25 protein-coding genes, 1 tRNA gene and 1 riboswitch are annotated in these 24647 nt (G+C 41.5%); of the genes, 13 read left to right on the top strand and 13 right to left on the bottom strand.

Annotation, left to right across the window (positions count from 1 at the left end):
• Position 1 precedes the first annotated feature (1 nt).
• Both FFF34_010030 and FFF34_010025 read right to left on the bottom strand, forming a co-directional pair.
• On the bottom strand, positions 2-454 hold the full coding sequence (locus FFF34_010030; GenBank protein TSD67702.1) for a hypothetical protein: 453 nt from the start codon (positions 452-454) through the stop codon (positions 2-4).
• 25 nt (positions 455-479) lie between these two features.
• On the bottom strand, positions 480-1022 hold the full coding sequence (locus FFF34_010025; GenBank protein TSD67701.1) for a hypothetical protein: 543 nt from the start codon (positions 1020-1022) through the stop codon (positions 480-482).
• A gap of 65 nt (positions 1023-1087) precedes the next feature.
• On the opposite strand from FFF34_010025, the gene FFF34_010020 reads away from it, so the two are divergent.
• Entirely contained in the window at positions 1088-1708 is a 621-nt protein-coding gene (locus FFF34_010020) for a hypothetical protein (protein ID TSD67700.1), read from the top strand.
• Between the two features lie 288 nt (positions 1709-1996).
• On the opposite strand, the gene mtgA is transcribed toward FFF34_010020, so the two are convergent.
• The 4 genes from mtgA to FFF34_010000 form a co-directional block, all read right to left on the bottom strand.
• Complete coding sequence (gene mtgA / locus FFF34_010015; GenBank protein ID TSD67699.1) at positions 1997-2743, bottom strand: monofunctional biosynthetic peptidoglycan transglycosylase; 747 nt, start codon at positions 2741-2743, stop codon at positions 1997-1999.
• Between the two features lie 84 nt (positions 2744-2827).
• Positions 2828-3271 (bottom strand): 50S ribosomal protein L9, encoded by a 444-nt coding sequence (locus FFF34_010010; protein TSD67698.1) that lies wholly within the window; start codon positions 3269-3271, stop codon positions 2828-2830.
• Between the two features lie 16 nt (positions 3272-3287).
• Positions 3288-3551 (bottom strand): 30S ribosomal protein S18, encoded by a 264-nt coding sequence (rpsR, locus tag FFF34_010005; GenBank protein ID TSD67697.1) that lies wholly within the window; start codon positions 3549-3551, stop codon positions 3288-3290.
• Positions 3551-3916 (bottom strand): 30S ribosomal protein S6, encoded by a 366-nt coding sequence (locus tag FFF34_010000; protein TSD67696.1) that lies wholly within the window; start codon positions 3914-3916, stop codon positions 3551-3553. Before FFF34_010000 ends, rpsR begins: the two co-directional genes overlap by 1 nt.
• Positions 3917-4048: 132 nt before the next feature.
• Here FFF34_010000 and FFF34_009995 point away from each other — a divergent pair, with 132 nt between their 5' ends.
• The 3 genes from FFF34_009995 to FFF34_009985 all read left to right on the top strand — a co-directional run bounded on the left by FFF34_009995 (position 4049) and on the right by FFF34_009985 (position 6832).
• A complete protein-coding gene (locus FFF34_009995; protein TSD67695.1) occupies positions 4049-4657 on the top strand; it encodes a hypothetical protein in 609 nt (202 codons plus the stop codon).
• Between the two features lie 102 nt (positions 4658-4759).
• Entirely contained in the window at positions 4760-4939 is a 180-nt protein-coding gene (locus FFF34_009990; protein TSD67694.1) for a hypothetical protein, read from the top strand.
• Between the two features lie 78 nt (positions 4940-5017).
• A complete protein-coding gene (locus tag FFF34_009985) occupies positions 5018-6832 on the top strand; it encodes a DNA polymerase III subunit gamma/tau (protein TSD67693.1) in 1815 nt (604 codons plus the stop codon).
• 290 nt (positions 6833-7122) lie between these two features.
• On the opposite strand, the gene FFF34_009980 is transcribed toward FFF34_009985, so the two are convergent.
• Positions 7123-7530 (bottom strand): hypothetical protein, encoded by a 408-nt coding sequence (locus FFF34_009980; GenBank protein TSD67692.1) that lies wholly within the window; start codon positions 7528-7530, stop codon positions 7123-7125.
• Between the two features lie 70 nt (positions 7531-7600).
• Positions 7601-8308 carry a hypothetical protein gene (locus FFF34_009975; GenBank protein ID TSD67691.1) on the bottom strand — a complete coding sequence of 236 codons (708 nt, stop codon included), beginning with the start codon at positions 8306-8308 and terminating at the stop codon, positions 7601-7603.
• Between the two features lie 221 nt (positions 8309-8529).
• On the opposite strand from FFF34_009975, the gene FFF34_009970 reads away from it, so the two are divergent.
• Positions 8530-9759 (top strand): NADP-dependent isocitrate dehydrogenase, encoded by a 1230-nt coding sequence (locus FFF34_009970; GenBank protein TSD67690.1) that lies wholly within the window; start codon positions 8530-8532, stop codon positions 9757-9759.
• Between the two features lie 62 nt (positions 9760-9821).
• Here FFF34_009970 and FFF34_009965 read toward each other — a convergent pair whose 3' ends face one another.
• Positions 9822-10352 (bottom strand): DUF3267 domain-containing protein, encoded by a 531-nt coding sequence (locus FFF34_009965; GenBank protein ID TSD67689.1) that lies wholly within the window; start codon positions 10350-10352, stop codon positions 9822-9824.
• Positions 10353-10367: 15 nt separating this feature from the next.
• Positions 10368-11396, bottom strand: coding sequence for a hypothetical protein (locus FFF34_009960; protein ID TSD67688.1), 1029 nt, complete (start codon positions 11394-11396; stop codon positions 10368-10370).
• A gap of 110 nt (positions 11397-11506) precedes the next feature.
• Here FFF34_009960 and FFF34_009955 point away from each other — a divergent pair, with 110 nt between their 5' ends.
• Entirely contained in the window at positions 11507-12202 is a 696-nt protein-coding gene (locus tag FFF34_009955) for a hypothetical protein (protein TSD67687.1), read from the top strand.
• Between the two features lie 19 nt (positions 12203-12221).
• Complete coding sequence (locus tag FFF34_009950) at positions 12222-13202, top strand: mannose-6-phosphate isomerase (protein ID TSD67686.1); 981 nt, start codon at positions 12222-12224, stop codon at positions 13200-13202.
• Positions 13203-13210: 8 nt separating this feature from the next.
• Here the strand turns inward: FFF34_009950 and FFF34_009945 are convergent, their stop codons facing one another.
• Positions 13211-13642, bottom strand: coding sequence for a response regulator (locus FFF34_009945; protein ID TSD68008.1), 432 nt, complete (start codon positions 13640-13642; stop codon positions 13211-13213).
• 21 nt (positions 13643-13663) lie between these two features.
• The gene (locus tag FFF34_009940; protein TSD67685.1) at positions 13664-15142 is read right to left on the bottom strand and encodes a hypothetical protein; all 1479 of its coding nucleotides are present in this window, start codon (positions 15140-15142) and stop codon (positions 13664-13666) included.
• A 402-nt stretch (positions 15143-15544) separates the two neighbouring features.
• Here FFF34_009940 and FFF34_009935 point away from each other — a divergent pair, with 402 nt between their 5' ends.
• The 5 genes from FFF34_009935 (at position 15545) to FFF34_009915 (ending at position 19904) form a co-directional block, all read left to right on the top strand.
• Positions 15545-15979, top strand: coding sequence for a winged helix-turn-helix transcriptional regulator (locus FFF34_009935; protein TSD67684.1), 435 nt, complete (start codon positions 15545-15547; stop codon positions 15977-15979).
• Positions 15980-15994: 15 nt separating this feature from the next.
• Positions 15995-17299, top strand: coding sequence for a serine hydrolase (locus FFF34_009930; GenBank protein TSD67683.1), 1305 nt, complete (start codon positions 15995-15997; stop codon positions 17297-17299).
• Between the two features lie 177 nt (positions 17300-17476).
• On the top strand, positions 17477-18547 hold the full coding sequence (locus FFF34_009925) for a cellulase family glycosylhydrolase (protein TSD67682.1): 1071 nt from the start codon (positions 17477-17479) through the stop codon (positions 18545-18547).
• Between the two features lie 237 nt (positions 18548-18784).
• Positions 18785-18903: riboswitch (SAM riboswitch) on the top strand.
• Positions 18904-19056: 153 nt separating this feature from the next.
• A complete protein-coding gene (locus FFF34_009920) occupies positions 19057-19692 on the top strand; it encodes a peroxiredoxin (GenBank protein TSD67681.1) in 636 nt (211 codons plus the stop codon).
• 138 nt (positions 19693-19830) lie between these two features.
• A tRNA-Cys gene (locus FFF34_009915) sits at positions 19831-19904 on the top strand.
• Between the two features lie 69 nt (positions 19905-19973).
• Here the strand turns inward: FFF34_009915 and FFF34_009910 are convergent.
• Positions 19974-21740 (bottom strand): trehalose synthase, encoded by a 1767-nt coding sequence (locus FFF34_009910; protein TSD67680.1) that lies wholly within the window; start codon positions 21738-21740, stop codon positions 19974-19976.
• A gap of 178 nt (positions 21741-21918) precedes the next feature.
• Between FFF34_009910 and FFF34_009905 the strand changes: the two genes are divergently transcribed.
• A complete protein-coding gene (locus FFF34_009905) occupies positions 21919-24483 on the top strand; it encodes a tetratricopeptide repeat protein (protein ID TSD67679.1) in 2565 nt (854 codons plus the stop codon).
• Positions 24484-24647: the final 164 nt, after the last annotated feature.

The raw sequence follows: 24647 nt of genomic DNA, 5'->3' as shown, positions 1-24647 counted from the left end.
ATCAGATAAGGCTAAACTGCTTTAAATGATGCGTAAAATGTTTGCCGTGCCATATTACCCATTCCTTATGGTTCATGGGGCCAAAGCCCCCGTGTATGGCGGTAGTGCCGGGCGGTTTTAAATAAGCGTCAAAATCGTCCAGTTCAATAAATACCTGTTCAATGGCCCGGCTAAGTGTTGGATAGCGATACACTTCATCTAATGCCTTTACAAACACATTTCTTGGAATTTCGGCATCGGTATATATCCACAGTTGTTTGCTTTTGGCAGCATCCCCGGGCGATACATCCAGCGTAGGTATCTTTTTGCCATTGGTATATTCAACCTGGTCTATCATATGCTCTACCATTTGCTGTGGCTTCATTTTGCCCCAAACAGGTTGGGTATCTGCACTAAGCCCGGTAAAGGCTTTTCGCATAGCCGGGCGATCCGTAATATCAATAAACTTGTTCATCGTTATCTCAATTAAGCCGTTAAGTTTATTGCTGTATATTAAATGAGCCGATAACGGTGTGCATGGTATTATCCCTTTCGTCTTTGGCTACCACTTTAAAATAACCCCTTATATGGTACGATTCTCCTATCTTTTTAAAGGTGGTTACCTTAATGGTGCCACCACTATCATCGGTAAGGTTAAAATCTTTATATAAAATGGCCAGCAGGTCGTTCACCTTAATGCCGGCTGTGATGTCTCTAAAATTTAGCCTGAAAGTAGCATCGGGATTTGTAAGATCTACCGATATGCCGGTATAGCCATTAGGCGTTGTAGCATCGGGCTGGGTAACTATAGCGGTTGCCGATGCTAAGGTATTAATATCGCCGCCATCTACCTGGAAAGCGATGGTATTAATAGCACCAATAGGGATGGTATAAGTTGCGTCAGTGGGCGCGTCGGTGCCGTCGTCAACCTCGGGCACTGTGGTGGCGGGGGTATCGGGGTACACAGGCGGGTCAAGCTTGCAGCCGGTGATGGTTGCTGTAAACAAAAAGCAAACTAATAATGCGCGCAAAACAGGCCTCATAAAGTTGTGTAATTGGTAACACTAAGTTATAATAATTTATATTTTTACTAATAATTAAATACATTATGGAACAATATGATAGCCGGGTAGATGCCTACATAGATAAGGCTGCCGATTTTGCTAAACCCATTTTAACCCACCTGCGGCAACTGGTGCACCGCGCATCGCCGGAGATAACGGAAACCATAAAATGGAGCGCGCCATTTTTTGAGTATAATGGTGTGCTTTGCTTTATGATGGCCTTTAAGCAGCACGCGGGCTTTGGTTTTTGGAAAGCCGGCGACTTACCCGACCCGCACGGCATATTATATACTGATGGGGGCGAAGCTGCCGGTAATATTGGGAAATTAACCACCGTGGCCGATATACCCGATGATGACGTGCTGATATGGTATATACGCCAGGCAATGGCGCAAAAGGAGGCGCCAAAGTCTACAAAAGGCACAGCGAAAAAGGCAGCGCCTAAACCCGCAGCTACGGTTTTAGATACGCCAAACTATCTAACGGAATTGTTAAACCAAACACCCGCCGCTAAAGCATACTTTGATAAGTTTAGCCCATCGCAAAAAAAGGAATACATTACCTGGTTTGAGGAAGCCAAAAGCGAAGCCACCCGCGAGAAGCGTTTAAAAGAGGGACTGGAATGGATAAGCGAGGGCAAAATCAGGAATTGGAAGTACAAGTAGTCAGTAAGTTAGCGGGCTATTTTTTTCAATTTGTCATCCCGAGCGAGCGCAGCGACGAGGGATCTTATACAAGCGTAATCGCAACATGCATATTGTTAAAGTATGGCGTATAAGATTTCTCCCTACGGTCGAAATGACATTTTTTTAGAAGCTGTCATCCCGAGCGAGCGCAGCGACGAGGGATCTTATACAAGCGGTAAGCGCAACGTGCATAATGTTAAAGTATGGTGTATAAGATTTCTCCCTACGGTCGAAATGACATGGGTTTTAGGAATGGTGTTAAGTAACCTAAAACTCCAGCGGACCCAGGCGGCGCATGTTTTTTAGTATCAGGTACTGCCTGTGCCTTAGATAGCGGGTTGGCTTGGTGGCCGACCACCGTAACGGACTTGGGAATATAACCGCTATGGCTGCTGCCTGCCGCCTGTTTAGCTGCGATGCAGGTATATGAAAGTAAGCCTGCGATGCCGCCTCGACGCCGTAAATACCGTCGCCCATTTCAATAACATTAAGGTACACTTCCATAATGCGCTTTTTGCTCCAAAAAGCTTCTATCAGTATAGTAAACCAAGCCTCGAACCCTTTGCGCACAAACGAACGGCCGGGGTAAAGGAATACATTTTTAGCGGTTTGTTGGGTAATGGTACTGCCGCCTATCAGCTTTTTGCTTTTGGCGTTTTTTTGGATGGCCTTTTCAATGGCGGTAAAATCAAAGCCGTGGTTCTCTAAAAAGGTTTGGTCTTCGGCTGCTACAGCAGCGCGTTTCATAGCGTCGGCAATTTGGTCAAAATCCACCCACTTTTTGTCTATCTTCCAATCTTTGCCATTGCTTTTGCGCTCAAAGCCGCGTTGCACCATTAGCCAGGTAAAGGGCGGGTTAACAAAACGGAAAAGGATAACGCCAAACAAACTGGCGGCTACAAAGGTGATAAAGGCAATTTTAACAATACGCCAGATCAGCTTAAATATGCCGCCGAACTTTGATTTTGGATTTCGATATTTCGATCCCGATTTTTTTGCTGCCGCCTTTGCCATTGTTATACAAGCTTTCTAATTAAAACAAAAAAGGTGTTTGGACCAAGCCAAACACCTTTTTAAATTCTGTATAATTTACAAGAATTACTCAGCTACTACTTCAAAAGGTACCTGAACTTTTACTTCTTTGTGCAAGTTTACATTTGCAACGTACTCGCCAATAAATTTTGGCTCCTGGTCAAATGTAATTCTACGACGGTCAACTTCAAAACCTTCTTTCTTTAATGCATCAGCTACCTGTATGGTATTAATAGCACCGAAGATTTTACCGGTTTCGCCGGCTTTTGCGCCAATGGTAAGTTTTACACCTTCCAAACGGGCAGCAATAGCGTCTGCATCCTTGCGAATTTTATCTTGTTTAAATTGAGCCTGTTTCAGGTTTTCTGCTAATACTTTACGTGCAGATTCTGTGGCTAATATGGCATAACCCTTAGGGATAAGGAAATTACGGCCATAACCTGGTTTAACGCTTACTACATCGTCTTTGTCGCCCAGGTTTTTTACATCTTGTTTTAAAATAACTTCCATTTTGTAAACCTCCTGATTATTTTAATGAGTCTGTAACGTAAGGTAATAAACCAATGTGGCGGGCACGTTTAACGGCCTGGGCCACTTTACGCTGAAATTTTAATGAAGTACCGGTTAAACGGCGAGGTAAAACTTTACCCTGATCATTAATAAATTTTAACAAAAAGTTAGCGTCTTTGTAATCGATATACTTAATACCGTTCTTTTTAAAACGGCAGTATTTTTTACGGTTATCCTCCACTTTGGGGGCGGTAACGTATTTAATTTGGTCGTTTGCCATTAGTTAGTTTCCTCCACTTTAGCTGGTTTCTTTTGATTGAAAGCACCACTGCGTTTTTTCTCATTGTAAGCAATGGCATGTTTATCCAAAGCAATGGTCAGGAAACGCAAAACACGCTCATCGCGTCTTAATTCAACTTCCAGTTTGTTAATTAAATCACCCGGAGCCCTGAATTCAGTTAAGTGATAGTACCCTGTAGTTTTCTTTTGAATAGGGTACGCTAATTTTCTCAAACCCCAATTATCCTCCTGGACAATTTCGGCTCCGTTATCGGTTAAGGTTTTGCTGTATTTGGCTATGGCCTCGGCAGCAACCTCAGTTGATAACAACGGGGTTAGAACGATCACGATTTCGTACTGTTGCATTATTATACTTTGATTTTTAATTATTTATCCCGCTATTACGGGGCTGCAAATGTAGCAAGTTTATTGTATTAATGCAAGCATTTTATTATTGTAATTTATAGCAACATGAGGTATATTCAACAAATTTAAAATATGAAAAAAATTATACTCGTTTTAATATTAGGTAGCTTTTACTTTAAAGCCAATGCACAGACAGTTGTAGGACCTGTAGAAAAGAAAATAACAGACAATTTATGTGATTGTATAAACAAACTGGATTTATCGAAAATTACCAACAGCGAAGAAGCAAATAAGGCTTTTATGGATTGTTTTATGGCGCAGGCAGATCTGGCAGTAGATTTAGCTGCAGAACGAGGAGTGGAATTAAGCGATAACGTTGCAATGAATAAAATGGGAACAGATATTGGCCGGAACTTACTGAAACAAAAATGCGAGGGCTTTTTAAAATTGGCTGTTAAAATGGCAAATAAAAAAGATCAGATAGCAGTGCAGGCAACTACCGGTACTTTTAAACGTGTTGATGTAAAGGGCTTTAATTATATAGTTATTACTGATAATGCAGGCAGTGAAAAATCGTTTTTATGGTTAAGACAGTTTCCGGGTTCGGAGCAGTTTACAGGATCAACAATAAAATTTGCAGGTAAAAAGCTTAAAATATCATGGCAGGATATTGAAGTTTACCTGCCCACTGCTAAAGGGTATTATCAAGTGAAAGAAATAACCGCAATTGATCTGTTATAAAACAGATCATCTAAATAAACGTCATATAAGTATATATACAGTCTTATGTTCATTACTAATCAAACAGCAAATAATACCAATGCAGATATAAACACCTTAATCATGCAATCCCCGCGCGAATATGACGTTGATGTTGAAGGTGATTGGGACGATGAAGAGGACGAGGATTTTGACGACGAGATGGAATTTGAGACGGATAAACACGAAATACAAATAGAGGACGACATGGGCGAGCCGGAGGAAGAGGACGACGACCACCTGCCCGATGATGAGCTGAACTAAAAGGGCCAGGTTGCCTATTTATGCACAATACTTTTTTTGAGGTTTTAACTTAAAACAAATGTTGCTAACTTAGTAGCTGTGGATAATTTTATTGTTTCGGCACGCAAATACCGCCCGGCTACTTTTGAAACTGTTGTTGGTCAGCAACATATAACCAACACGCTTAAAAACGCTATTAAGAATAATCAGCTGGCGCAGGCATTTTTATTCTGCGGACCGCGTGGCGTGGGTAAAACTACCTGCGCGCGCATACTGGCTAAAACCATTAACTGCACCAATTTGCAGCCCAATGGCGAAGCCTGCGGAACATGCGACAGCTGCCGCGCTTTTCAAAACGGAAACTCGTTTAACGTACACGAACTGGATGCCGCATCAAACAACTCGGTTGATGATATACGCAGCCTGATAGAGCAGGTGCGCATACCGCCGCAAGCTGCCCGCTACAAGGTTTATATAATTGATGAGGTGCACATGTTATCACAGGCGGCTTTTAACGCTTTTTTAAAAACGCTTGAAGAACCACCTAACTACGCCATATTTATACTGGCCACTACCGAGAAGCATAAAATACTGCCTACCATACTATCGCGCTGCCAGATATTTGATTTTAACCGCATAAGGGTTGAGGATATGGCCGGCCACCTGGCAGGCATAGCCCAAAAGGAAAGCATCACTTACGAGAACGACGGCTTGCACATCATCGCCCAAAAGGCAGATGGGGGGCTAAGGGATGCACTATCCATGTTCGACCAGATCGTTAGCTTCTCAGGGGGTAATGTTACCTACCGCTCGGTAATTGATAACCTTAACATACTTGATTACGACTATTACTTTAACGTTACCGATAAACTGTTAGGCCAGGATAGCGCCGCTACCTTGCTTTTGTTTGATGAAATATTAGCCAAGGGCTTTGATGGGGCACATTTTATATCGGGCCTGTCCGAGCATTTTCGCAACCTGCTGGTTGGGAAGGATAGCAGCACTATAAAACTGTTAGAGGTGAGCGAAACCATAAAAGCACGCTATCTGCAGCAATCGCAGGCGGCGTCGGTATCGTTCCTGCTATCGGCCATGAATATTGCCAACCAGTGCGATATCAGCTATAAACAAAGCAAAAACCAACGCTTGCAGGTTGAGCTGGCTTTGTTAAAAATGGCGCATTTGCAAGCCGTATTTAACCTATCGGCACTGCCCGCAACCGAAGCTGCCTCAAACGGGGAGCTAAAAAAAAAACCTGATACAGTAGCAAGTCCGCCGCCCGTAGCACCTGTTGTACAGGACGAAGTGCCTATAGTAAGGGATAACCCCATTACCTATAACCGAACAGAGCCAACACCAGTTGTAAAACTCCCGGCACCCGAAATAAAGGACGCGCCTACGGCAGATAAGCCTAAGCCCGCGTTCATACCTAATTTGCATGTTTCGACAACATCGGTGCGTATACCATCCTTAAAAGATATGGGCAAGCAGGCCGAAGAGGCAGCGGCCGAAGAGGACGACCCATATTTAAAAGGCGATGATAAAGAGCCCTTTACACATGATGAGTTTTTGCAGATGTGGAGCAACTACGCGGCTAAGATAAAGGCCGATGGCAAGCCCATGACACTGTTTACCATTTTTACGCTAAACGCCCCGGTGCAGCTAAAACCCGAGCTGTACGAAATTGTGGTATCTAACAAAGTGCAGGAGATGTCGTTTAGGGACGAGCGGCCTTACCTGCTTAACTTTTTACGCAGCAGCCTTAAAAATTTCAATATTGATGTTAACGCCCGGGTTGATGAGCAATCGGCCGTGCGCAAACCCTATACCGCCGCCGAAAAATTCCAGGCAATGGCCGCCAAAAATCCGCAACTTTTAGAATTGAAGAATAGGTTTAATTTGGAGTTTGATTAAGGACCAGAAAGCCTCGCGAAAGTTTTAAAAACGACACCGGCAACTTTCCACCAAAAATCACCCGCATCCAAATTACATTATTAATGCTTGTTTATATGCCGGATAATGTTATATTAGTGAACCATAGGAAGCGAATTAAAACGAAAAAAAACGAAAAAAAACCGCAAGACAACGAAAAGAGTGGAATGCTTTAACTAAGGGTATGGAATAGAAAAAGCCGCATACAAATAAAAGGGGCCATCTTTTTGAGACGGCCCCTTTTATTATTTGGGTACTTAAGATTAAAATTATTATGGTGTATCATTTTTAGGATAACCCTCCTCGTCCAGGTCATCGCGGTCGTCCTCGGGGGTGTGTGCCAAAGCGGCATCCCGGGGGTTAGTTTCTACAATTTTACCGCTATCTATATGCATACCCAGCGTATCAACATCTGTTTCTAATGACCGGTCGGCTTCATACTCACCATTGGTATCATAAGGGTTGGCTTCGTCGTAGGTAGAGTTCATATCCTCGCCGTTTTTAACGGTAGTATCGTATGGGTCGGGGTGGTCGTAATCGGGGTTATCTCCCTTTATATCATACTCATAGCTATTGATAGTTTCATCGTAGTTAAGGTCTTCACTATCTTCTGCATCGTTTAGCGGGTTGTTCCTGTCTTCGGGATCAGTTACAAAATCGGAGTTTTTATCAGGTGTCATAGGTAATTTAATTTATATATAAATATACATTAAAAACCCTGCCAAAAATCAAACAAAACGCCCGTTATAGCTAATTATGCAGCGATTTACGATAGGAGGTAACCCCGCCCAAAGCCACTTTAAAACCAATGCTTATTTGCGAGAACCTGTCGTTGTCTTTACCTGTGTTAAAGCCGTCAAGGTTGTCGGTAAGGTCAAAATTATGTTGGTAGGCAATATCAATTTTGAATGAGGGCTGGTCGTATTTGTTGTAAACCTTTATCTCATAGCCTATACGGGCAGGTATGAAAAGCTCGTTGCTTTTATCTTCGCCGGGGGTGGTGTAGTTTTGCAGTATTTTAGATTTACGGTTTATCGAGGTCATATCGTTTACCACATAGCCAAAACCCGATGACAGGTAAACGTTTTTTAATACATTCATAACCCCACTACGTGAGTAGTTTAAAAACTCGCCAAACTGTAGCTGGCCCCTAAAAACCAGTGCTGTATAGCTATTTTTGAAGTATCTGCCCGATTGCGATTCCAGGCTACCGCCCTCCAGGGTGCCTTTTTGCACCTCGGCTATATAGTTAACAAAAGGTGTTTGGTTAAAATTAAAGTTAACATATACCGATGGGGTAGTTTTAACAGTTTCGGCATCACCATATACCTTGTTGGCATTTGCTCCAAAGCCAATATCATATTGGGCGTAATCGTAACCAATTTGTGCCTTTGATATTAATGCAAATGAGGTTAACAGCAGGGTGAAAAATGTTGTTTTAAACAGCAATTTTATCATAATGGTTAATACGGTGCTTCAGGTTAGCAGCAGATGGTTAAATTTTTATAAAAATAGCATCAAAGTTTTAAAAAGCAACCATACAGTAAAATTAATTGTTAATTGAATTTAAACCGGAGGTGTTATTTTTTAATAATGTTATATTGAGCCGAACTTTTAAACATAAAATTTTATAAGTTTGAAACCACTAAAACAGAAAATTAAACAAGTAAAAATCAGGTATGTCAAAAATTAAAGTAGAAAACCCGGTAGTTGAACTTGACGGTGATGAAATGACCCGCATCATCTGGAAGTTTATAAAAGATAAATTAATAACCCCATATCTGGAACTGGATATAAAATATTATGACCTGGGTATAGAGTATCGTGACGAAACAGACGACCAGGTTACCGTTGATGCCGCAAATGCTATTTTAAAATATGGCGTAGGTATAAAATGCGCCACTATTACACCTGATGAGCAGCGTGTTGAAGAGTTTGGTTTAAAGCAAATGTGGCGCTCGCCTAACGGCACCATTCGTAATATATTGGATGGTACGGTATTTCGCGAGCCTATTGTAATGGCAAACGTGCCCCGTTTGGTACCAAACTGGACGGCCCCGATATGCATCGGTCGCCATGCCTTTGGCGATCAGTACCGTGCTACTGATTTTTTAACTAAAGGGAAAGGTAAGCTAACCGTTAAGTTTACCCCGGAGGATGGCGGCCCCGAGCAGTCATACGAAGTATATAACTTTAAAGGCGATGGCGTAGCTTTAACTATGTACAATACCGACGAGTCTATCCGCGGGTTTGCACATGCTTGTTTTAACCAGGCGTTAATGAAAGGCTGGCCTTTATACCTGTCAACCAAGAATACCATTCTTAAAAAGTACGATGGTCGCTTTAAGGACATCTTTGAAGAAATATACCAGGCAGACTATAAAGCCAAGTTTACCGAAGCCGGTATTACATATGAGCACCGCCTGATTGACGACATGGTTGCATCGGCGCTGAAATGGAACGGTAACTTTGTTTGGGCTTGTAAAAACTACGATGGCGACGTTCAGAGCGATACTGTAGCACAGGGCTTTGGCTCGTTAGGGTTGATGACCTCTACTTTGGTTACGCCTGATGGTACAGTTATGGAAGCTGAGGCAGCGCATGGTACGGTTACACGCCACTACCGCGAGCACCAGGCCGGTCGCCCTACATCTACCAACCCAATCGCGTCTATATTTGCATGGACACGTGGGTTAGAATTCCGTGGCTTGTTAGATAACAATCAGGAACTCATTAACTTCTGCAAAACCTTAGAGCAGGTTTGTATAGAGACCGTTGAAAGCGGGAAAATGACCAAGGACCTGGCTATCACCATAAAACCAAAAGTAGCCCACGGTACCGATTATCTGTATACCGAAGAATTTTTGGAAGCTATAAACGAAAACCTGAAAGCAAAATTAGGTAAGTAGATTTATAGATAACCCATCATCCTTTAATTTGTATAAGGCCCGCTTGGTAAAACCAGCGGGCTTTATGTTAAAAATGCAATAAGCAGGTTTGGAAATCCCACCGCTAAAGCTATACCATAAGCTAAATCAAGCCAGAAGAAACTGCCCAAAGAACCTATATATATTAGTCCCACAATAGGGTATCCAACAATTTTCACCCAAAAAGGAGTTTCTTTATTTTTCACATCCTGCCAAATATTATTAGCGTCGCCGGTACTAGGAAAAGCATGCATTGCTATAGAAACCCCTAAATAAATAAGTATGTAGTCTAAGAAACTGCCATTATCAAATTTAAAAACTGGTAATGCAGCTGGAAAGGCAATAATTGTACCCAATACCGAATTTATAATAAACGGGCCAATGCTTATCATCATCGATTTCCATTTATTTTGAACTATTTCATGTTGAACATAACCTGCCGGGTTTCCGGTCTTAAAATATACTACACGATACACTGGGACTTTAAACCATCGGCAAAATAACTGATGAGCAAGTTCGTGTACAATAATGCCAGGAAAAGTGGCAAGTGTGATTAAAAAACCTGGAATAAACATATTTATCTATTGAAATTATGGGTGACTTGCAATTTGGTCCTTGGCGTATTTCATATAAACCTGTAAAGTAGTATCTTTTATTGCTGTTTGCAGGAGTTTGTCACGTTTTTGATATTCTTTATTGTAGTGATATGCAAGTGCAAGTGTTGCAATATTATACGGATCGTTATTGGCTAAGTTTTCGCATTGTTGGGCAAGTATTAATCCTTGTTTAAACTTACCCGCTTTTAAGAATGTCCGCGCCTTTGATGAGGTGCCATAAACCGACTCATGGTTAATAGCCAGTATTTTGTCGCAATAAAATATAGAAGAATCGGTTTGCATGATTTCCCGTTTTACTGCCGACTTTAAGTTTATTGCAGGCATATATTCATTGTCAATCGACAAGATTTTAGAAGCAAGTGTGTCAGCAGTTAAATATTGCTTTTTGTCGTAGTATGAATTTGCTAATACGTATAAACTATAAATGTCACTTGGTTTTTTTTTCAGATATTTAATATAAACCGTATCCGGAATGGTCTTGTTGCCGTAACGCTGTGTTATATTATATAAACTATCAGACGGTATATATAATTTAGACTCGTCTATGATATAACTTAACTGATTGTAAAGGGCTGTATCTTCTATAGGCTTTTTTGATAGGTCATTTGATGCAGAAAAGACGGTTTCGATATCCATATTATTAAAACTGGCTATCATAAGGTGTCCTAACACATCAACTGAATTTGGTGCAACTTTTCGTGCACTTTCCAGCTCACGTTGTTCTGTTACGTAATTAAGATGATTCTCTGCTTTTATTGCTCTTGATATTGCTAATGCCGCACCAAAATTACCAGGTAGAGATATAAGGGAAATAATCATTAAAACAAGCGTTGCTGCACCAAAGAGCTTTACCCATAGCGGAATTGGATAATTAATTAATTTGCGGCGGCAGTCAGCACATAAACGGGTAGGGTGCCCTTCAATGACTGAAGGGATATTACAGATAACGCAATTGTTTTCTTCTATTGGTCCTTCTGTTTCAAGTGGGGCATTATCTTCCAATGTTCAATTAAGTTTAGGTTCTTAAAAGTATAACATCTATCTCAAAAAAGCGAAAATTTGTACTACTCTTTTTTTGTAACCAATTTTGTTACAATCACGTCATACCGCCCATGAAAATTAAACTTAGCTGGCGGTATTGCCTGGCCTTTATGGCCTTCGTTTTTGTATTTGGGCAATTGCACGAGTTGACTCACCTTTCCGCTGCCCGCGTGGTGTGCGGTGACCCGGGCAGGCAGGTAGATTTTAACCTGTGGACATTGAGCGAGAATTGTACAATTAGCTCATATGCCTATGTACCCACTATATTTGGCCCTGTGTTTAGTTATGTAATGATGTGGACAGGCTTTTTTATGCTGCTATCAAACAACAAACAGCTTTGGCCGGCCGCGTTTGTTTTAATATTAGGAAATTTGGCTTTTGCCCGCATATTTACAGCGGGTATGGGTGGGGGCGATGAAACAACGGTATTAAAAGTGCTTTTATCCGGGCAGCCTGTTTGGCTTATAAGGTTAACAGGCTTTGCGCTGGTTTTTGCATTGGCTTCTCCATCATTGTTTATGGTTTATAAAAGGCTAAATAATAAGCACAAGCTTTGGCTGCTGGCCGGCTTTTGTGTACTGCCGTTATTAATAATGATGCCCTATGAATTTATGCTGCTGGGTAAACTCATCAAAACAGGATTTATGGCCCGGCCCGGTATTTTAGGCGTGGTCGATTTTATTTACCTGCACACAAGCGTAATGGCTGTTGTTGTATTGCTTTTTACAAAAACCTTGTTTCAGGCTAATGCAAAATCCCTAACTTAGCCTCGTAAAACATACTACCATGTCAGCATTATACCCGCTAAAATTCAAAACCATCTATAAAGACAAAATTTGGGGTGGCCACAAAATAGAAACCTATTTACATAAAAACATTGGCGACCTGCCAAACTGCGGCGAAACCTGGGAAATATCCGGGGTAAAGTCTGATGTATCGGTGGTTGATAGCGGCGAATTGCAGGGGCAATCATTAGATAGTTTGCTTGAACAATACAAGGCCGATTTGGTAGGCGAAAAGGTATACGCCCATTTTGGTAACATATTCCCTTTATTGGTAAAGTTTATAGATGCTAACGACGACCTGAGTGTGCAGGTACACCCGGATGATGCCCTGGCAAAAAAACGCCATAACTCGTTTGGTAAAACCGAAATGTGGTATGTGATTGAGGCTGACCCCGGGTCGACACTGATAGCCGGCTTTAACCGCGAAATGACCGAAGAGGAATACGTGGATGCTTTAAACAGCGGCCACATTATGGATATATTGAACCGCGAGGATGTAAAGGCGGGCGATGTATTCTTTTTACCTGCAGGCAGGGTGCATACCATTGGTAAAGGTTTGCTGATTGCCGAAATACAGCAAACATCAGACATTACCTACCGCATTTATGATTTTGACCGTGTAGACGATAAGGGCCAAAAACGCGAATTGCATACCCAGGAAGCACTTGATGCTATAGATTATAAACATTACCCTGAATACAAAACCAAATACCAGCCCGCAAAAGATGAGACTGTAAAGCTGGTGGAGTGCCCGTACTTTACTACCAACGTTTTAGATGCATCGCACGGTTTAGAAAAGGACTACTCAAATCTCGATTCGTTTGTTATACATGTTTGTATTGAAGGCGAATATACGCTGCAACATAATAATGTGGCATACCCCGTAAAAATGGGCGAGTGCATATTGTTGCCTAAAACTATTGATAAAGTAACATTAAGCACCGCAAGCGGGTTTAAAATATTAGAGAGTTATATAGCTTAGCGCAGGCTCTAACTTAATTGTGCTTTAGATACATACTCATCCCCATGTAAATTAAATATCTGTTTTAGGTGGGTATCGTTAATGGGTTTTAAGATATAGTCTTTTATTAAAGTATTATTTTTTGCACGCTCAATATCATTAACATCAACTGATGAAGTGATGGCGTATATCGAGATTTTTTTACCCAGTTGAGATTGGATTTCCTCAAACTCTTTTAAAAATTCCCAGCCATTCATTACAGGCATGTTAATATCTAAAAAGATAATATCGGGTAAAAATTGGCTATTAATTGGGTTCGTTAAAAAATCAATAGCTTCTTTACCATTATTAAAAGCCTGTATTTGAGCATCTAAATGCCTTAATTGTAATAATTTGTTAAAGCCGTAAACAAATATTTTGTCGTCATCGATAATGAATGCCGAAATGGGTTGGTGTACTATTTTGGTCAATTGGTGTGTTTTTTACACTAACCTTACTGTAAATTTTGTGCCAACATTTACAGTACTCTCCACCTTAATAGATCCGCCCAGTGCTTCAACCTGGTTACGGGTAATAAATAAACCAATGCCCTGAGAGTCGGGATTTTGATGAAATGTTTTATACATGCCAAAAACATCGTTGCCATAGCGCTGCATATCAATACCTACGCCGTTATCTTCAAATATCAAATATATATGGTTACCCGATTGCTTTGTATAACAGTTAATTACCGGGGCCCTATCCGGGTGTTTATACTTTAAAGCGTTAGTAAGCAGGTTTTGAAATATGCTTTCAAGATAAGCAGGGATATAGTTTATTTGTTTGCAACTGCTAAAATCTGCATTGATAGTGGCATTAGCAGCGGCAATATTTGTTGTTAAGGCCGATAGTACGTTATTAAAGGTTTTTTCGAAGTTAACGGGTTTGCGCTCGCGTCCAATTTCTGATTGTATCTTAACTATCTCATCAAGGTGGCCCATTGTAGCATTAAAGCTGTTGCTGATGGTTTTTATATGCGAAAATATTTCATCCCTGTCGCTTTTATGATCTGTTTCTTCGTACAGGTTAACCATAAACTTTAAGTTGCCCGCATGCGAGCGCAGGTTATGAGATACGATGTAAGCGAAATTTTGCAGTCGTTTATTTTGATCGTCGAGCAAGTTTATAGATGATTGTAGATTTATGCCCCGCCGTTTAATGCTGTCAATATCCTGAAATATGCCTCTTAGCACTACACATTTGCCATATTTATCAAGTACAGGCACACCTTTTGCCTTTACCCATTTTAAATTGTTTTTTGCCGACCGGAACAGCAATTCCATATCATAAGGTTTACAATATTTAACAGCATTGTCAATAGCATCTATTATTAAAGGCCGGTACGCAGGTTCAAAAAAGCTGATCGCCTCTTCTACAGATAACGGTACCTGTGCATCCAGTTCATAAATATCATATATCTCTTTAGATAACCTTAAACTCATGGATTCGGTTTGTATTTCCCAACCACCCATCTTAGCGATACGGTTAGTTTCTGCGCATAAAAAACTGTTTTCTGCCGCCTGATACTCCAATAATTTGTACTCGTTTATATTGCTGATGATGCCATATAACACCGTACCGGCTTCGGTTTCTGTTTTATAGGCTTTACTCTCAAACCAGTGGTAACCGCATTTTTTGGTGAGTAACCTTATCTGCGTTGTGGCGGGCTCTTCGCTGGCATGCCGGATTGTGTTAATAAAGGTATCCCTGTCTTTGTAATAAAGCAGTTCGTCAAAAAAATAGCGTTGCGAGCAATCAATTTCGCAGGGGGCATAACCCAAATTTTTATAAAAACCGGCAGACCATATCACTTTTTTAGTAGTGATATTATACTCCCATATGCCCACATCTATAGTGTTTAATACATGCGCTGAATGAGCCATTGTTCCTCCGGTATATTTTTGCCCCTCTTGAAAACTCATTTTTTAACGCCTGTTCACTAATTTTTATTTGAATACTACATGCCATGTATAAAATACATGCCAAAGATTACATGTTGTGAAAAAAATAACTTGTTATGCGATATATAGTTTTATAATATTTAATTTTTGCGACAAATATAAACTCTTAAACAACTACTTTTAATACTTTAATGCTTAATAATAAGCCAGATGCGTGCTCAAATTGTGTGGTTTTTATTAGATAGGGCTTGTATACGTTTATTTACGCAAAGGGTTATCTATATTATTAGGTATATAATAAACCGTGTTAGTCGATCCTGTTTGATCATTTAATTTTTTCGGTAAACAGCATAAAATTATCGGTGAAAAGTTATAATTATATTGATATATCAATCATATTTGTATCAATAAATAAAAAAAGCTTTGGAAAATTTGAACGAGATAGTTTTTTACAGCCTGGATAAGGCCATACGTACTTACAGGCAATACGCACATCAGCAGCTCAGCGCGCATGGGTTTGATGTTACTATTGATCAATGGCTTATTCTTAAATCAATTAACAAGAACCCCGACTTGCCGCAACAGCAAATAGCCGAAATTACCTTTAAAGATTACGCATCATTAACCCGCATTATCGAGCTGCTGGTTAAAAAGGGATATTTACAAAGGGCCATGCATATGCACGATAGGCGCAGGTTTACCTTAACCCTTGCCGATAAGGCGCATAATGTACTTAAAGCTATGCAAACGGTTATTGTAAGTAACCGCAAACAAGCCTTAAGCGGTATAGGTAAAAGTGATATTGATAATCTGCAAAAAACGCTTAACCGTATTATCCAAAACTGCAATGAATCATAAAATTATCACAACAAAATGAAAAAGTTAACACTACTGTTATTACTGGTAGTACCATTATTAACAAATGCGCAGGGCATAGCAAAGAATGCCTATAGCCTGCTAAGCACTTATGTAAACAACAAACAATTTAGCGGCAATGTACTTATAGCCCAAAAAGGGAAAATAGTTTTTCAAAAAGCATATGGCTATGCCGATAAAGAGCATAATAAACTAAATACCTTGCAAACACAATTTAGAGCCGGGTCGCTTACCAAAATGTTTACCTCGACGCTTATTATGCAACTGGTAGAGCAAGGTAAAATAGCTTTAAATGACCCAGTTAGTAAGTATGCAGCCAATTTTAAGTATGGCGATAAAGTAACCATTAAAAACCTGCTGAGCCATACCTCGGGCATAAGAGGCAACACATCTCCGGGTGCATCAACACCGGTTGATATGGTTAATACCTTTAAAAGTGAACCCCTTGGCTTTACACCCGGCGAACAGTTTGAGTATAATAACTTTAACTACATAATGCTGGCCTATATAGCCCAAAAAGTTACCGGCGTGCCATACCCTCAGCTGGTTAAAAAGCACGTATTTGACAAAGCCGGTATGGTTAATAGCGGTATTGATTATAAGGGCCGTACTGCCCCGGATGTTGCCTTGGGCTATATGGTTGACGAAAAAACCAATGAGCTGGCCCGTATGGAAACCGGCAACATTGATGCGGCATCAGGCGCCGGGGCGCTGTACACCACCCTGGGCGATCTGCTTAAATGGTCGCAGGCTATTGATGAGCATAAGGTGCTAAAGGCAAGCAGTTTTGATTTAGCCTTTACGCCGGTGCAGCCCGGCTACGGCCTGGGCTGGACCATCCGTACTGAAGGTAATCATGTAAAAACAGGGCATACAGGCTCAATTGAGGGTTTTATGGCCGAGTTTATGAAATTCAGGAACGAAGATGTAACCATTATATTTTTGGCTAACCTGCTGCCGCCTGCCGATAACCATCTGAGTCGCGCCCTTACCCAGGTTGCCTTTAACGAGCCTTTTGAGATAGAGACAGCTAAAAAAGAGGTTTTATTACCGGCTGATGTATTAAACAGGTACATAGGTACTTACGATATGGACGGGCAAAAAATGGTGGTATCCGTTACCGATGGTAAGCTGATGGTACTGGCACCCGGCGGCGATACGGTTGAATTAGGCGCATCGGCACCTAACAAATTCTTTGTAAAGGGCCCGCAAATAGGCATCGAGTTTTTAGAGACCAATGGCAAGGTAACTGCTATGTATGTAGATATGCGCGGTGGCCAAAAGTTTGTAAAAACGCAATAATATCAGTTTAGTTTATAATGTTTATTAAAGGGGCAGCCGGCGGGTTTGCCCCTTCTTTATTTTGCACGTTGCTGTGTAATCCATTCCATTTTTTTGCACCGCCCGGTGTGGAATTTTGCATTTTTTTGTGGTTGTTGGCCTAACTAATATATATTTACTTTCAACAATTATAAACTTATGAGAAACTATTTTTACAAGCTGCTTGCCGCGGTTGTTGTTACATCGTCGTTATACATCCAAATAGCAACGGCCCAAACCAAGGGGCAGGTATGGCCGGCAGATAAGGCCAACGCCTGGTACGCCCAACACAAGTGGATGACCGGTGCCGACTTTATCCCCAGCACGGCCATTAACCAGTTAGAGATGTGGCAGGCCGACACCTTCGACCCGGCTACGATAGACCGGGAACTGGGCTACGCCGAGGGTATAGGTTTTAATACCATGCGCGTGTTTTTATACAGCCTGGCCTGGCAGCAGGATAAGGCCGGATTTAAGAAACGCATAGACGATTACTTAACTATTGCCGATAAGCACCATATACAAACCATGTTTGTGTTTTTTGACGACTGCTGGAACGCCGGCGCCAAAATAGGATTGCAACCGTCGCCTAAACCAGGCATACACAACTCGGGCTGGCTGCAAGACCCGGGCAACCGGCTAACCAACCCCGGCGAAGTGGCTATGCTGGAGGCTTATGTAAAGGATGTAATGGGCACCTTTAAAAACGATAAGCGCATTTTACTGTGGGATCTGTACAACGAGCCGGGCAATTCTAACAAGCGCGATGCATCTTTAGACCTGCTGAGCAAGATATTTAGCTGGGCGCGCGATGTTAACCCTACGCAGCCTGTATCGGCAGGTTTGTGGGATTGGAGTTTTGAGCAGTTGAATGCCTACCAGGCCCTAAACTCTGATGTGATCACCTACCATGACTATACCGACGAAAATTCGCACCTGAAGACCATACAGCTGCTTAAATCGCATGGCAAACCGTTGATATGTACCGAATACATGGCCCGTGTGCGCGGCAGCCGCTTTAGTAATGTAATGCCCATGCTGAAGAAGGAAAACGTAGGCGCCCTTAACTGGGGATTTGTAATGGGCAAAACCAATACCATTTACGCCTGGGATGCACCCATGCCCGATGGCAGCGAACCCAAAGAATGGTTCCATGATATTTTCAGGAAGGATGGTACGCCCTACAAAACCGAAGAGGTGGAGTTAATAAAACAACTGAACGGTAAATAAATCTAAAGTCTTAAGATAAAAGTCTTAAGTAATTGCCTTAAATGTTAGTCCGGATTTGAAGTTCCGGACTAACATAAGGTGATCGCTATGCACCCAATTCGTCCCAAGGACGGGGGCTTAATCAAATTTTTATTCCTCATTTTCAATAAATTACGTCTCTTATTAAAAAATAATTACATAGTCTATAGGAATTATAGAATTTATATCTACTTTTGTGATGTAATCGTTCTTTAAACATACTTATCCAGAAAGACAGAGGGAAAGGCCCTATGATGTCTTAGCAACCTGTACCGGCGTAATTGCTTGTAAAAGGTGCTAATTCCTGCTTCGCCAATATGGCCGGAGACAGATAAGCTGATTTAAAAGAAATGGAGTGTTTGTAAAAACACATCTTTGCTTTTTGTAGCCAAAATCTCCCCCGCCTCAAATCTTCCCGGATAAATATTTTACAACGTTTAGTTGTAGCTTTATGCTATTGAACAAAATTTACATTAAAAAACAAAAAAACTATGAGCTTACGTATTGGCGACGACGCCCCAAACTTTAAAGCAAAAACATCAAAAGGAGAAATTGATTTTTACGAATACCTGGGCGATAGCTGGGGAGTACTGTTTTCGCACCCGGCAGATTATACCCCTGTATGTACCACCGAGCTGGGCAAAACAGCATCGCTCAAAGATGAATTTGAAAAACGCAACGTAAAGGTGATTGCCCTGAGCACCGATACCGTAGAAAGCCATAAAGGCTGGATAAGCGACATTAACGAAACCCAGGGGGTAGAAGTTACCTTCCCGATAATTGGCGACGAGAGCCGCGAGATATCGCAGGCCTATGACATGATACATCCTAACGCATCGTTAGTAGCCACCGTAAGGTCGTTGTTTGTTATCGGGCCAGATAAAAAGATAAAGCTGATCATTAGCTACCCGGCATCAACCGGCCGTAACTTTCAGGAGATATTAAGGGTGATAGACTCGTTACAGCTTACAGCTTACCACAGCGTGGCTACCCCGGCCGATTGGAAAGATGGGGAGGATGTGGTGGTGCTGCCATCTATTAAAACAGAAGATATACCGGCTAAGTTCCCTAAAGGGTTTACCGAAGTGAAACCTTATTTGCGCACTACGCCGCAGCCTAATAAATAAGGGCATAGATAAGATAAAGTCGTGTGGCCGAGAGGATAGGTATGGGTCTGCAAAACCTTTAACGGTAGTTCGAATCTACCCACGACGTCTAAAGTGATTAAATAGTAACAAAGGCCCCTTAACCGGGGCCAAAACCAAAGTCGCGTGGCCGAGAGGATAGGCGAGGGTCTGCAAAACCCTTCACGGCGGTTCGAATCCGCCCGCAACGTCAAACTAAACTACTGACTGACTGCAACGCGCCCTTAACTTATAAAAGTTGGGGCGTTGTTGTTTATCGTAGCCTACTTTACCTGGTACCATTGGTAGCCGTAACCCTGCAGGCCTATGGTTAGTTTTTCGTTTTTAAGCGTTTGTGTAATCTTGTTGGTAAACATATCTACTAAACTGGCCCTCGGGCTTAAATTGGCTTTGATAGTTGCTTGCAGGGCTTGGTTGTTAAAATTGTGTACCATAAGTAGTGTTTTACCATTATAGTTATACCTAATGGCAAAAACACTTTGGTTATCGGTATCTAACACATCCCATGCGCCTGCGCCAATTTCGGGGTGCTGTTTCCTGAGGGTGGCCAGCGTTTTTATAAAATTGAGCAGAGAGGCGCCAGAGTCCTTCTCGGCCATTACATTCACTTTTCGGTAACCATATTCACCTTTATTAATTACCGGGCGAAGCGTGTGCGATGCGGTTGAAAACCCGGCGTTGGCAGTACCGGCCCACTGCATAGGCGTGCGCAGGGCCAGGCGTTCTTTAAGGTGCTGGTCATCGCCCATGGCTATCTCTTCGCCGTACCTTATAACGGGTGTGCCCGGTAACGAAAAAAGCAGGCTATAGGGCATTTTAAGCTGTTGCAGGTTGTTTGAAAACATAGGGGCAAGCCTTCGCCGTACGCCCCTGTCGTATAGTATCATGCTGCTATCTGGCGCAAATTTGCTGTATACCTGTTTAAGTTTGTTTTTAGGCAGGCGCCCCAGGTCTATCTCATCGTGGTTGCGCAAAAAGTAGGCCCACTGGGCCGAAACCGGTTTTTCCCTGGTGTCCTTAAGCGATTTTGCAAAATCTTTGATATTGCCGGTTGCAAAGCCATAAAACAAATACTGGTTGCCATAAAAGTTAAACATCATTTGTAAATGCTCGCCGTTTTTACCAAAGTAGTTGATGTTTTCTTTGGGTTCTACATTGGCTTCGCCAAGCAGTAAGGCATCGGGTTTTACGGCTTTAACCGTATTTTTTATATCGGTTAAAACGTCAAATTTGTGCTCGGGTTCTTCGGCGCCGGTTTTAGGCAGGTCGATAATAAAGGGCACGGCATCAAGCCGGTAGCCATCTAAGCCTTGCTTTAGCCAGTATTGCAGTATGTTTTTTATTTCGTGCCTAACGTCGGCACTTTCGATGTTAAGATCGGGCTGAAAGTTGTAAAAACGATGGAAATAGTAATGACGGGCAAGCGGGTCAAAGGTCCAGCTTTCAGTTTCAACAGTAGGGAAACCCATCCCTTTGTCCCAATCCTTTGGTCGTTTTTTTGACCATACGTAGTAATTGAAATATTTGGATGTAGTATCGGTACGCGCCTGCTTAAACCACGGGTGATCTGTTGAGGTATGGTTAAGCACAAGATCCATTATTACCCGAATGTTTCTTTTTTTTGCTTCGCTTATAAAACGGTCAAAATCGGCTTTTGTACCTAAGCGCTTATCAATACCATAATAGTCGGCTACATCATAACCATCATCCTTATCGGGCGTGGGCTGAAAAGGCGAAAGCCATATCACATTAACACCAAGCCATTTTAAATAATCGAGCCGGCTGGTAAGCCCGTTAAAATCGCCGACGCCGTTGCCATCGCTATCCTGGTAGGTATCCACATCTAAATTATATACTATAGCAGTTTTATACCAGGGTACGCTGCCGGTTACCACTTGCGTGGGTTTTGGCCGTGTGCAGCCAAAGCACAGTGCTAAAAGTAGTATTAAAGCAAAAATGGGTTTTCGTGTTGATGTATTATCCATTAGTAAATTAACTATCGCCAATCGTAAAATGTTTAATATATACATCGTAATGCTTTCAAAAAAATAAAATAATGCCTTATTCCTGCTTTTATATACTGGTTTGCTACAGGGGCTAAGTGCCACATTTACAGGATATAATTGTTTGTCTGCCCATTTTTTTTTACCTTAATGCCGTTAAATACTATTATTTAACACCTACAACCTCCTTATCAATTTAAATTAGATGCAAACCCAATTAAAAAAAGCATTGGTATTGGTGCTATTGTGCCTCCCCGGCTTTGTAATGGCACAAAACAATATCCAGCACATGGCCGACTCCCTGCTGGAAAAACTGGCTAAAACAACTGTAGATACCACCAGGGTAAATCTGCTTAACGAGTTAGGTAGTGTTTATGTAAACCAAAACAATAACGACAATTATGCTGAAGCTAAAAGTTACGCGCAAAAAACACTTGCACTGGCCGAAAAAATAAAGTGGGACAAGGGGCGGATGAAGGCGGAAATTTTGTTTGCGCGTATATCAATTACAACCAACGATTATAATAGTGCTATTGATCATTGCAACAGCGGGTTACTTTTGGCCACCCGCATTAATGATAGAGCTAGTATAGGACTTTTGAATTTCGGCTTTGGCTTAGCCTACCAGGGGTTGCGCGAGCCACAAAAGGCCCTTGCAGCTTATACAGAAAGCCTCAAGTATTTAACAGAGAAAAATGATTCGCCTTTTATGTTAAATATTTTGAATCGTATAGCAGGCATATATGCTCGCCAAAATAATTTTGAAAGCGCAATTGATTACTACCTGAAAGCAAAAAAATTAGCCGATAAAAGTAATAACCCTGAAACAAAGGCTCAAGGGAATTATTTTTTAAGCGGCATGTATAGTAGATTACAGGAATACAAAAAAGCACTTTATTATACATTAGAGGCGTGGAAATATTTTGGGAAGGGCGACTCAAAGTCTTTCATTTTAACCATGCAAACACAAATTGGGATATTATATGACAATTTAAAGGATTTTAAGAATGCCATGCTGTATTTCGAAGGCTCGTTGGCAACTGCAAATGAGTTAAAGATACCCGCAAATATAGCACTTGCAAAAAACAACATAGCCTGGTCTAGTTTTGAACAAGGTAATTACGCCAAGGCCTATCCCCTTATTAAAGAGTGCCTTGAAATACCCGGGGACGAAGCAAACAGGCAAAGCTATTATAATACCATGGGCTGTGTGCTTAGGGACGCCCCTGATACCTTATTGCAAAGGTTTGGCGTAAAACCAGCTGATAAATACCAGCAGGCTATTAACTATTTTTTACTATCGGCCAAGAGCAAAGACTTGAGTTTAAAAAGTGATAATTACCGGGATATGAGTATTGCCTATGAGCGTATGAATAAACCCGCCGAAGCTTATAATAGCTATAAACAATATATAGCTGCGCGCGATAGTTTAAAAATAGATGAATTTCAACAGACGGCATCCCGAAAAGAATCGCAATATGATTTTGGTAAAAAGGAAGACTCATTAAAATATGCCCAAACCCTTACCAACGAAAAATTAAAACAGCAAAGCTTACTGGCCACCCAAAGGCGGCAGGCCCTAATGTTGAATGCCCAGCAATTAACCCTTGCTAATAAACAAAAGGATATTGAGCGGTTAAATTATTTAAAATCGCAGGTGAGTTTGCAAGCCGAGCAAAACAGGCGCAAGGCAAACATGCAGCAATTAAAGGTTTCGCAAAAAGACCAGGCGCTGGCACAAACAACAGTACAACTGCAAAAGGCCGAAATACGATCAAAGCAGTATCAAAGCTATTATTTTATGGCAGGGCTTGTTATACTGTTGCTTTTAGCGGGCTTTATAGGGCTTAACTATTACAATCAGCGAAAATCTAACAGGCTGCTGTCTGATGCCAACCTGATAATCACCACGGCTAATAAAGAACTTGGCGAGCAAAGGGAAGAGATAACCACACAGCGTGACCGCCTTGCCGAAACGGTAGACGAGCTAAGGGCAACCCAAAGCCAATTGATACAGTCGGAGAAGATGGCCTCATTAGGCGAGCTTACTGCCGGTATAGCCCACGAGATACAAAACCCGCTTAATTTTGTAAATAATTTTTCGGAGGTGAGTACCGAACTTACGGCCGAGTTGAAAGATATGCTGCAAAGCGGCAATACTGCCGAGGCCATTGAGCTTGCCATTAGCCTGGAACAAAACCTCGAAAAAATCACACATCACGGCAAGCGTGCCGACTTTATTGTAAAAGGCATGCTGCAACACAGCCGCAAAAGTACCGGCGAAAAGCAGCCAACCAACATTAATATTTTAGCCGATGAATTTTTAAAGCTTTCGTACCATGGCCTGCGGGCTAAAGACAAAAACTTTAATGCCGAAATGGTGACCAATTTTGAAACCGAGCTGCCCAAGCCAAGTATTGCACAGCAGGATATTGGGCGGGTATTGCTAAACCTTTATAATAACGCTTTTTATGCGGTAGAGCAAAAGCAAAAAACAGCCGGACCCGGTTACAAGCCAACGGTAGAAGTAAGCACCCATGCCAAAAACGGATGGGTTGAAGTTTGTGTAAAGGATAATGGCGTTGGCATACCCGATGTTATAAAGGAGAAAATATTACAGCCATTTTTTACAACAAAACCTACCGGCGAAGGCACGGGCCTGGGGCTATCTATAAGTTACGACATCGTAGTAAAAGCACATAATGGCCAGATAACAATTGTTAGCCAGGAGGGAGAGTATACTGAGTTTAAGATATTGCTACCAGCATAATATTAATGACGCTTTAATGCGTTGTTCTATGAACTTAAATCTTCTAAAAAGCCTCTTTTTTTAAGGGGCTTTTTTTATTAATCGATTACACAACATGGCTACAGTTATCAGCCCGAATTTGGATTGATATATAAAGCATATTATTTGGTTATTACTGTTGCATC

Source organism: Inquilinus sp. KBS0705 (genome assembly GCA_005938025.2).
In the GTDB taxonomy this organism is placed as follows: domain Bacteria; phylum Bacteroidota; class Bacteroidia; order Sphingobacteriales; family Sphingobacteriaceae; genus Mucilaginibacter.
Note: the sequence above shows the minus strand (reverse complement) of the source record. Positions and strands in the feature narration are given on the sequence as shown.

What these genes read in the sequence shown, in the direction of transcription:
- FFF34_010000 (TSD67696.1), bottom strand. Translation starts at nt 3,916, where the DNA reads ATGCAACAGTACGAAATCGTGATCGTTCTAACCCCGTTGTTATCAACT.
- FFF34_009905 (TSD67679.1), top strand. Translation starts at nt 21,919, where the DNA reads ATGCAAACCCAATTAAAAAAAGCATTGGTATTGGTGCTATTGTGCCTC.
- FFF34_009910 (TSD67680.1), bottom strand. Translation starts at nt 21,740, where the DNA reads ATGTATATATTAAACATTTTACGATTGGCGATAGTTAATTTACTAATG.
- FFF34_009925 (TSD67682.1), top strand. Translation starts at nt 17,477, where the DNA reads ATGAGAAACTATTTTTACAAGCTGCTTGCCGCGGTTGTTGTTACATCG.
- mtgA (TSD67699.1), bottom strand. Translation starts at nt 2,743, where the DNA reads ATGGCAAAGGCGGCAGCAAAAAAATCGGGATCGAAATATCGAAATCCA.
- FFF34_009970 (TSD67690.1), top strand. Translation starts at nt 8,530, where the DNA reads ATGTCAAAAATTAAAGTAGAAAACCCGGTAGTTGAACTTGACGGTGAT.
- rpsR (TSD67697.1), bottom strand. Translation starts at nt 3,551, where the DNA reads ATGGCAAACGACCAAATTAAATACGTTACCGCCCCCAAAGTGGAGGAT.
- FFF34_009980 (TSD67692.1), bottom strand. Translation starts at nt 7,530, where the DNA reads ATGACACCTGATAAAAACTCCGATTTTGTAACTGATCCCGAAGACAGG.
- FFF34_010010 (TSD67698.1), bottom strand. Translation starts at nt 3,271, where the DNA reads ATGGAAGTTATTTTAAAACAAGATGTAAAAAACCTGGGCGACAAAGAC.
- FFF34_010020 (TSD67700.1), top strand. Translation starts at nt 1,088, where the DNA reads ATGGAACAATATGATAGCCGGGTAGATGCCTACATAGATAAGGCTGCC.
- FFF34_009955 (TSD67687.1), top strand. Translation starts at nt 11,507, where the DNA reads ATGAAAATTAAACTTAGCTGGCGGTATTGCCTGGCCTTTATGGCCTTC.
- FFF34_010030 (TSD67702.1), bottom strand. Translation starts at nt 454, where the DNA reads ATGAACAAGTTTATTGATATTACGGATCGCCCGGCTATGCGAAAAGCC.
- FFF34_009950 (TSD67686.1), top strand. Translation starts at nt 12,222, where the DNA reads ATGTCAGCATTATACCCGCTAAAATTCAAAACCATCTATAAAGACAAA.
- FFF34_009990 (TSD67694.1), top strand. Translation starts at nt 4,760, where the DNA reads ATGCAATCCCCGCGCGAATATGACGTTGATGTTGAAGGTGATTGGGAC.
- FFF34_009940 (TSD67685.1), bottom strand. Translation starts at nt 15,142, where the DNA reads ATGAGTTTTCAAGAGGGGCAAAAATATACCGGAGGAACAATGGCTCAT.
- FFF34_009920 (TSD67681.1), top strand. Translation starts at nt 19,057, where the DNA reads ATGAGCTTACGTATTGGCGACGACGCCCCAAACTTTAAAGCAAAAACA.
- FFF34_010025 (TSD67701.1), bottom strand. Translation starts at nt 1,022, where the DNA reads ATGAGGCCTGTTTTGCGCGCATTATTAGTTTGCTTTTTGTTTACAGCA.
- FFF34_009930 (TSD67683.1), top strand. Translation starts at nt 15,995, where the DNA reads ATGAAAAAGTTAACACTACTGTTATTACTGGTAGTACCATTATTAACA.
- FFF34_009965 (TSD67689.1), bottom strand. Translation starts at nt 10,352, where the DNA reads ATGTTTATTCCAGGTTTTTTAATCACACTTGCCACTTTTCCTGGCATT.
- FFF34_009995 (TSD67695.1), top strand. Translation starts at nt 4,049, where the DNA reads ATGAAAAAAATTATACTCGTTTTAATATTAGGTAGCTTTTACTTTAAA.
- FFF34_009975 (TSD67691.1), bottom strand. Translation starts at nt 8,308, where the DNA reads ATGATAAAATTGCTGTTTAAAACAACATTTTTCACCCTGCTGTTAACC.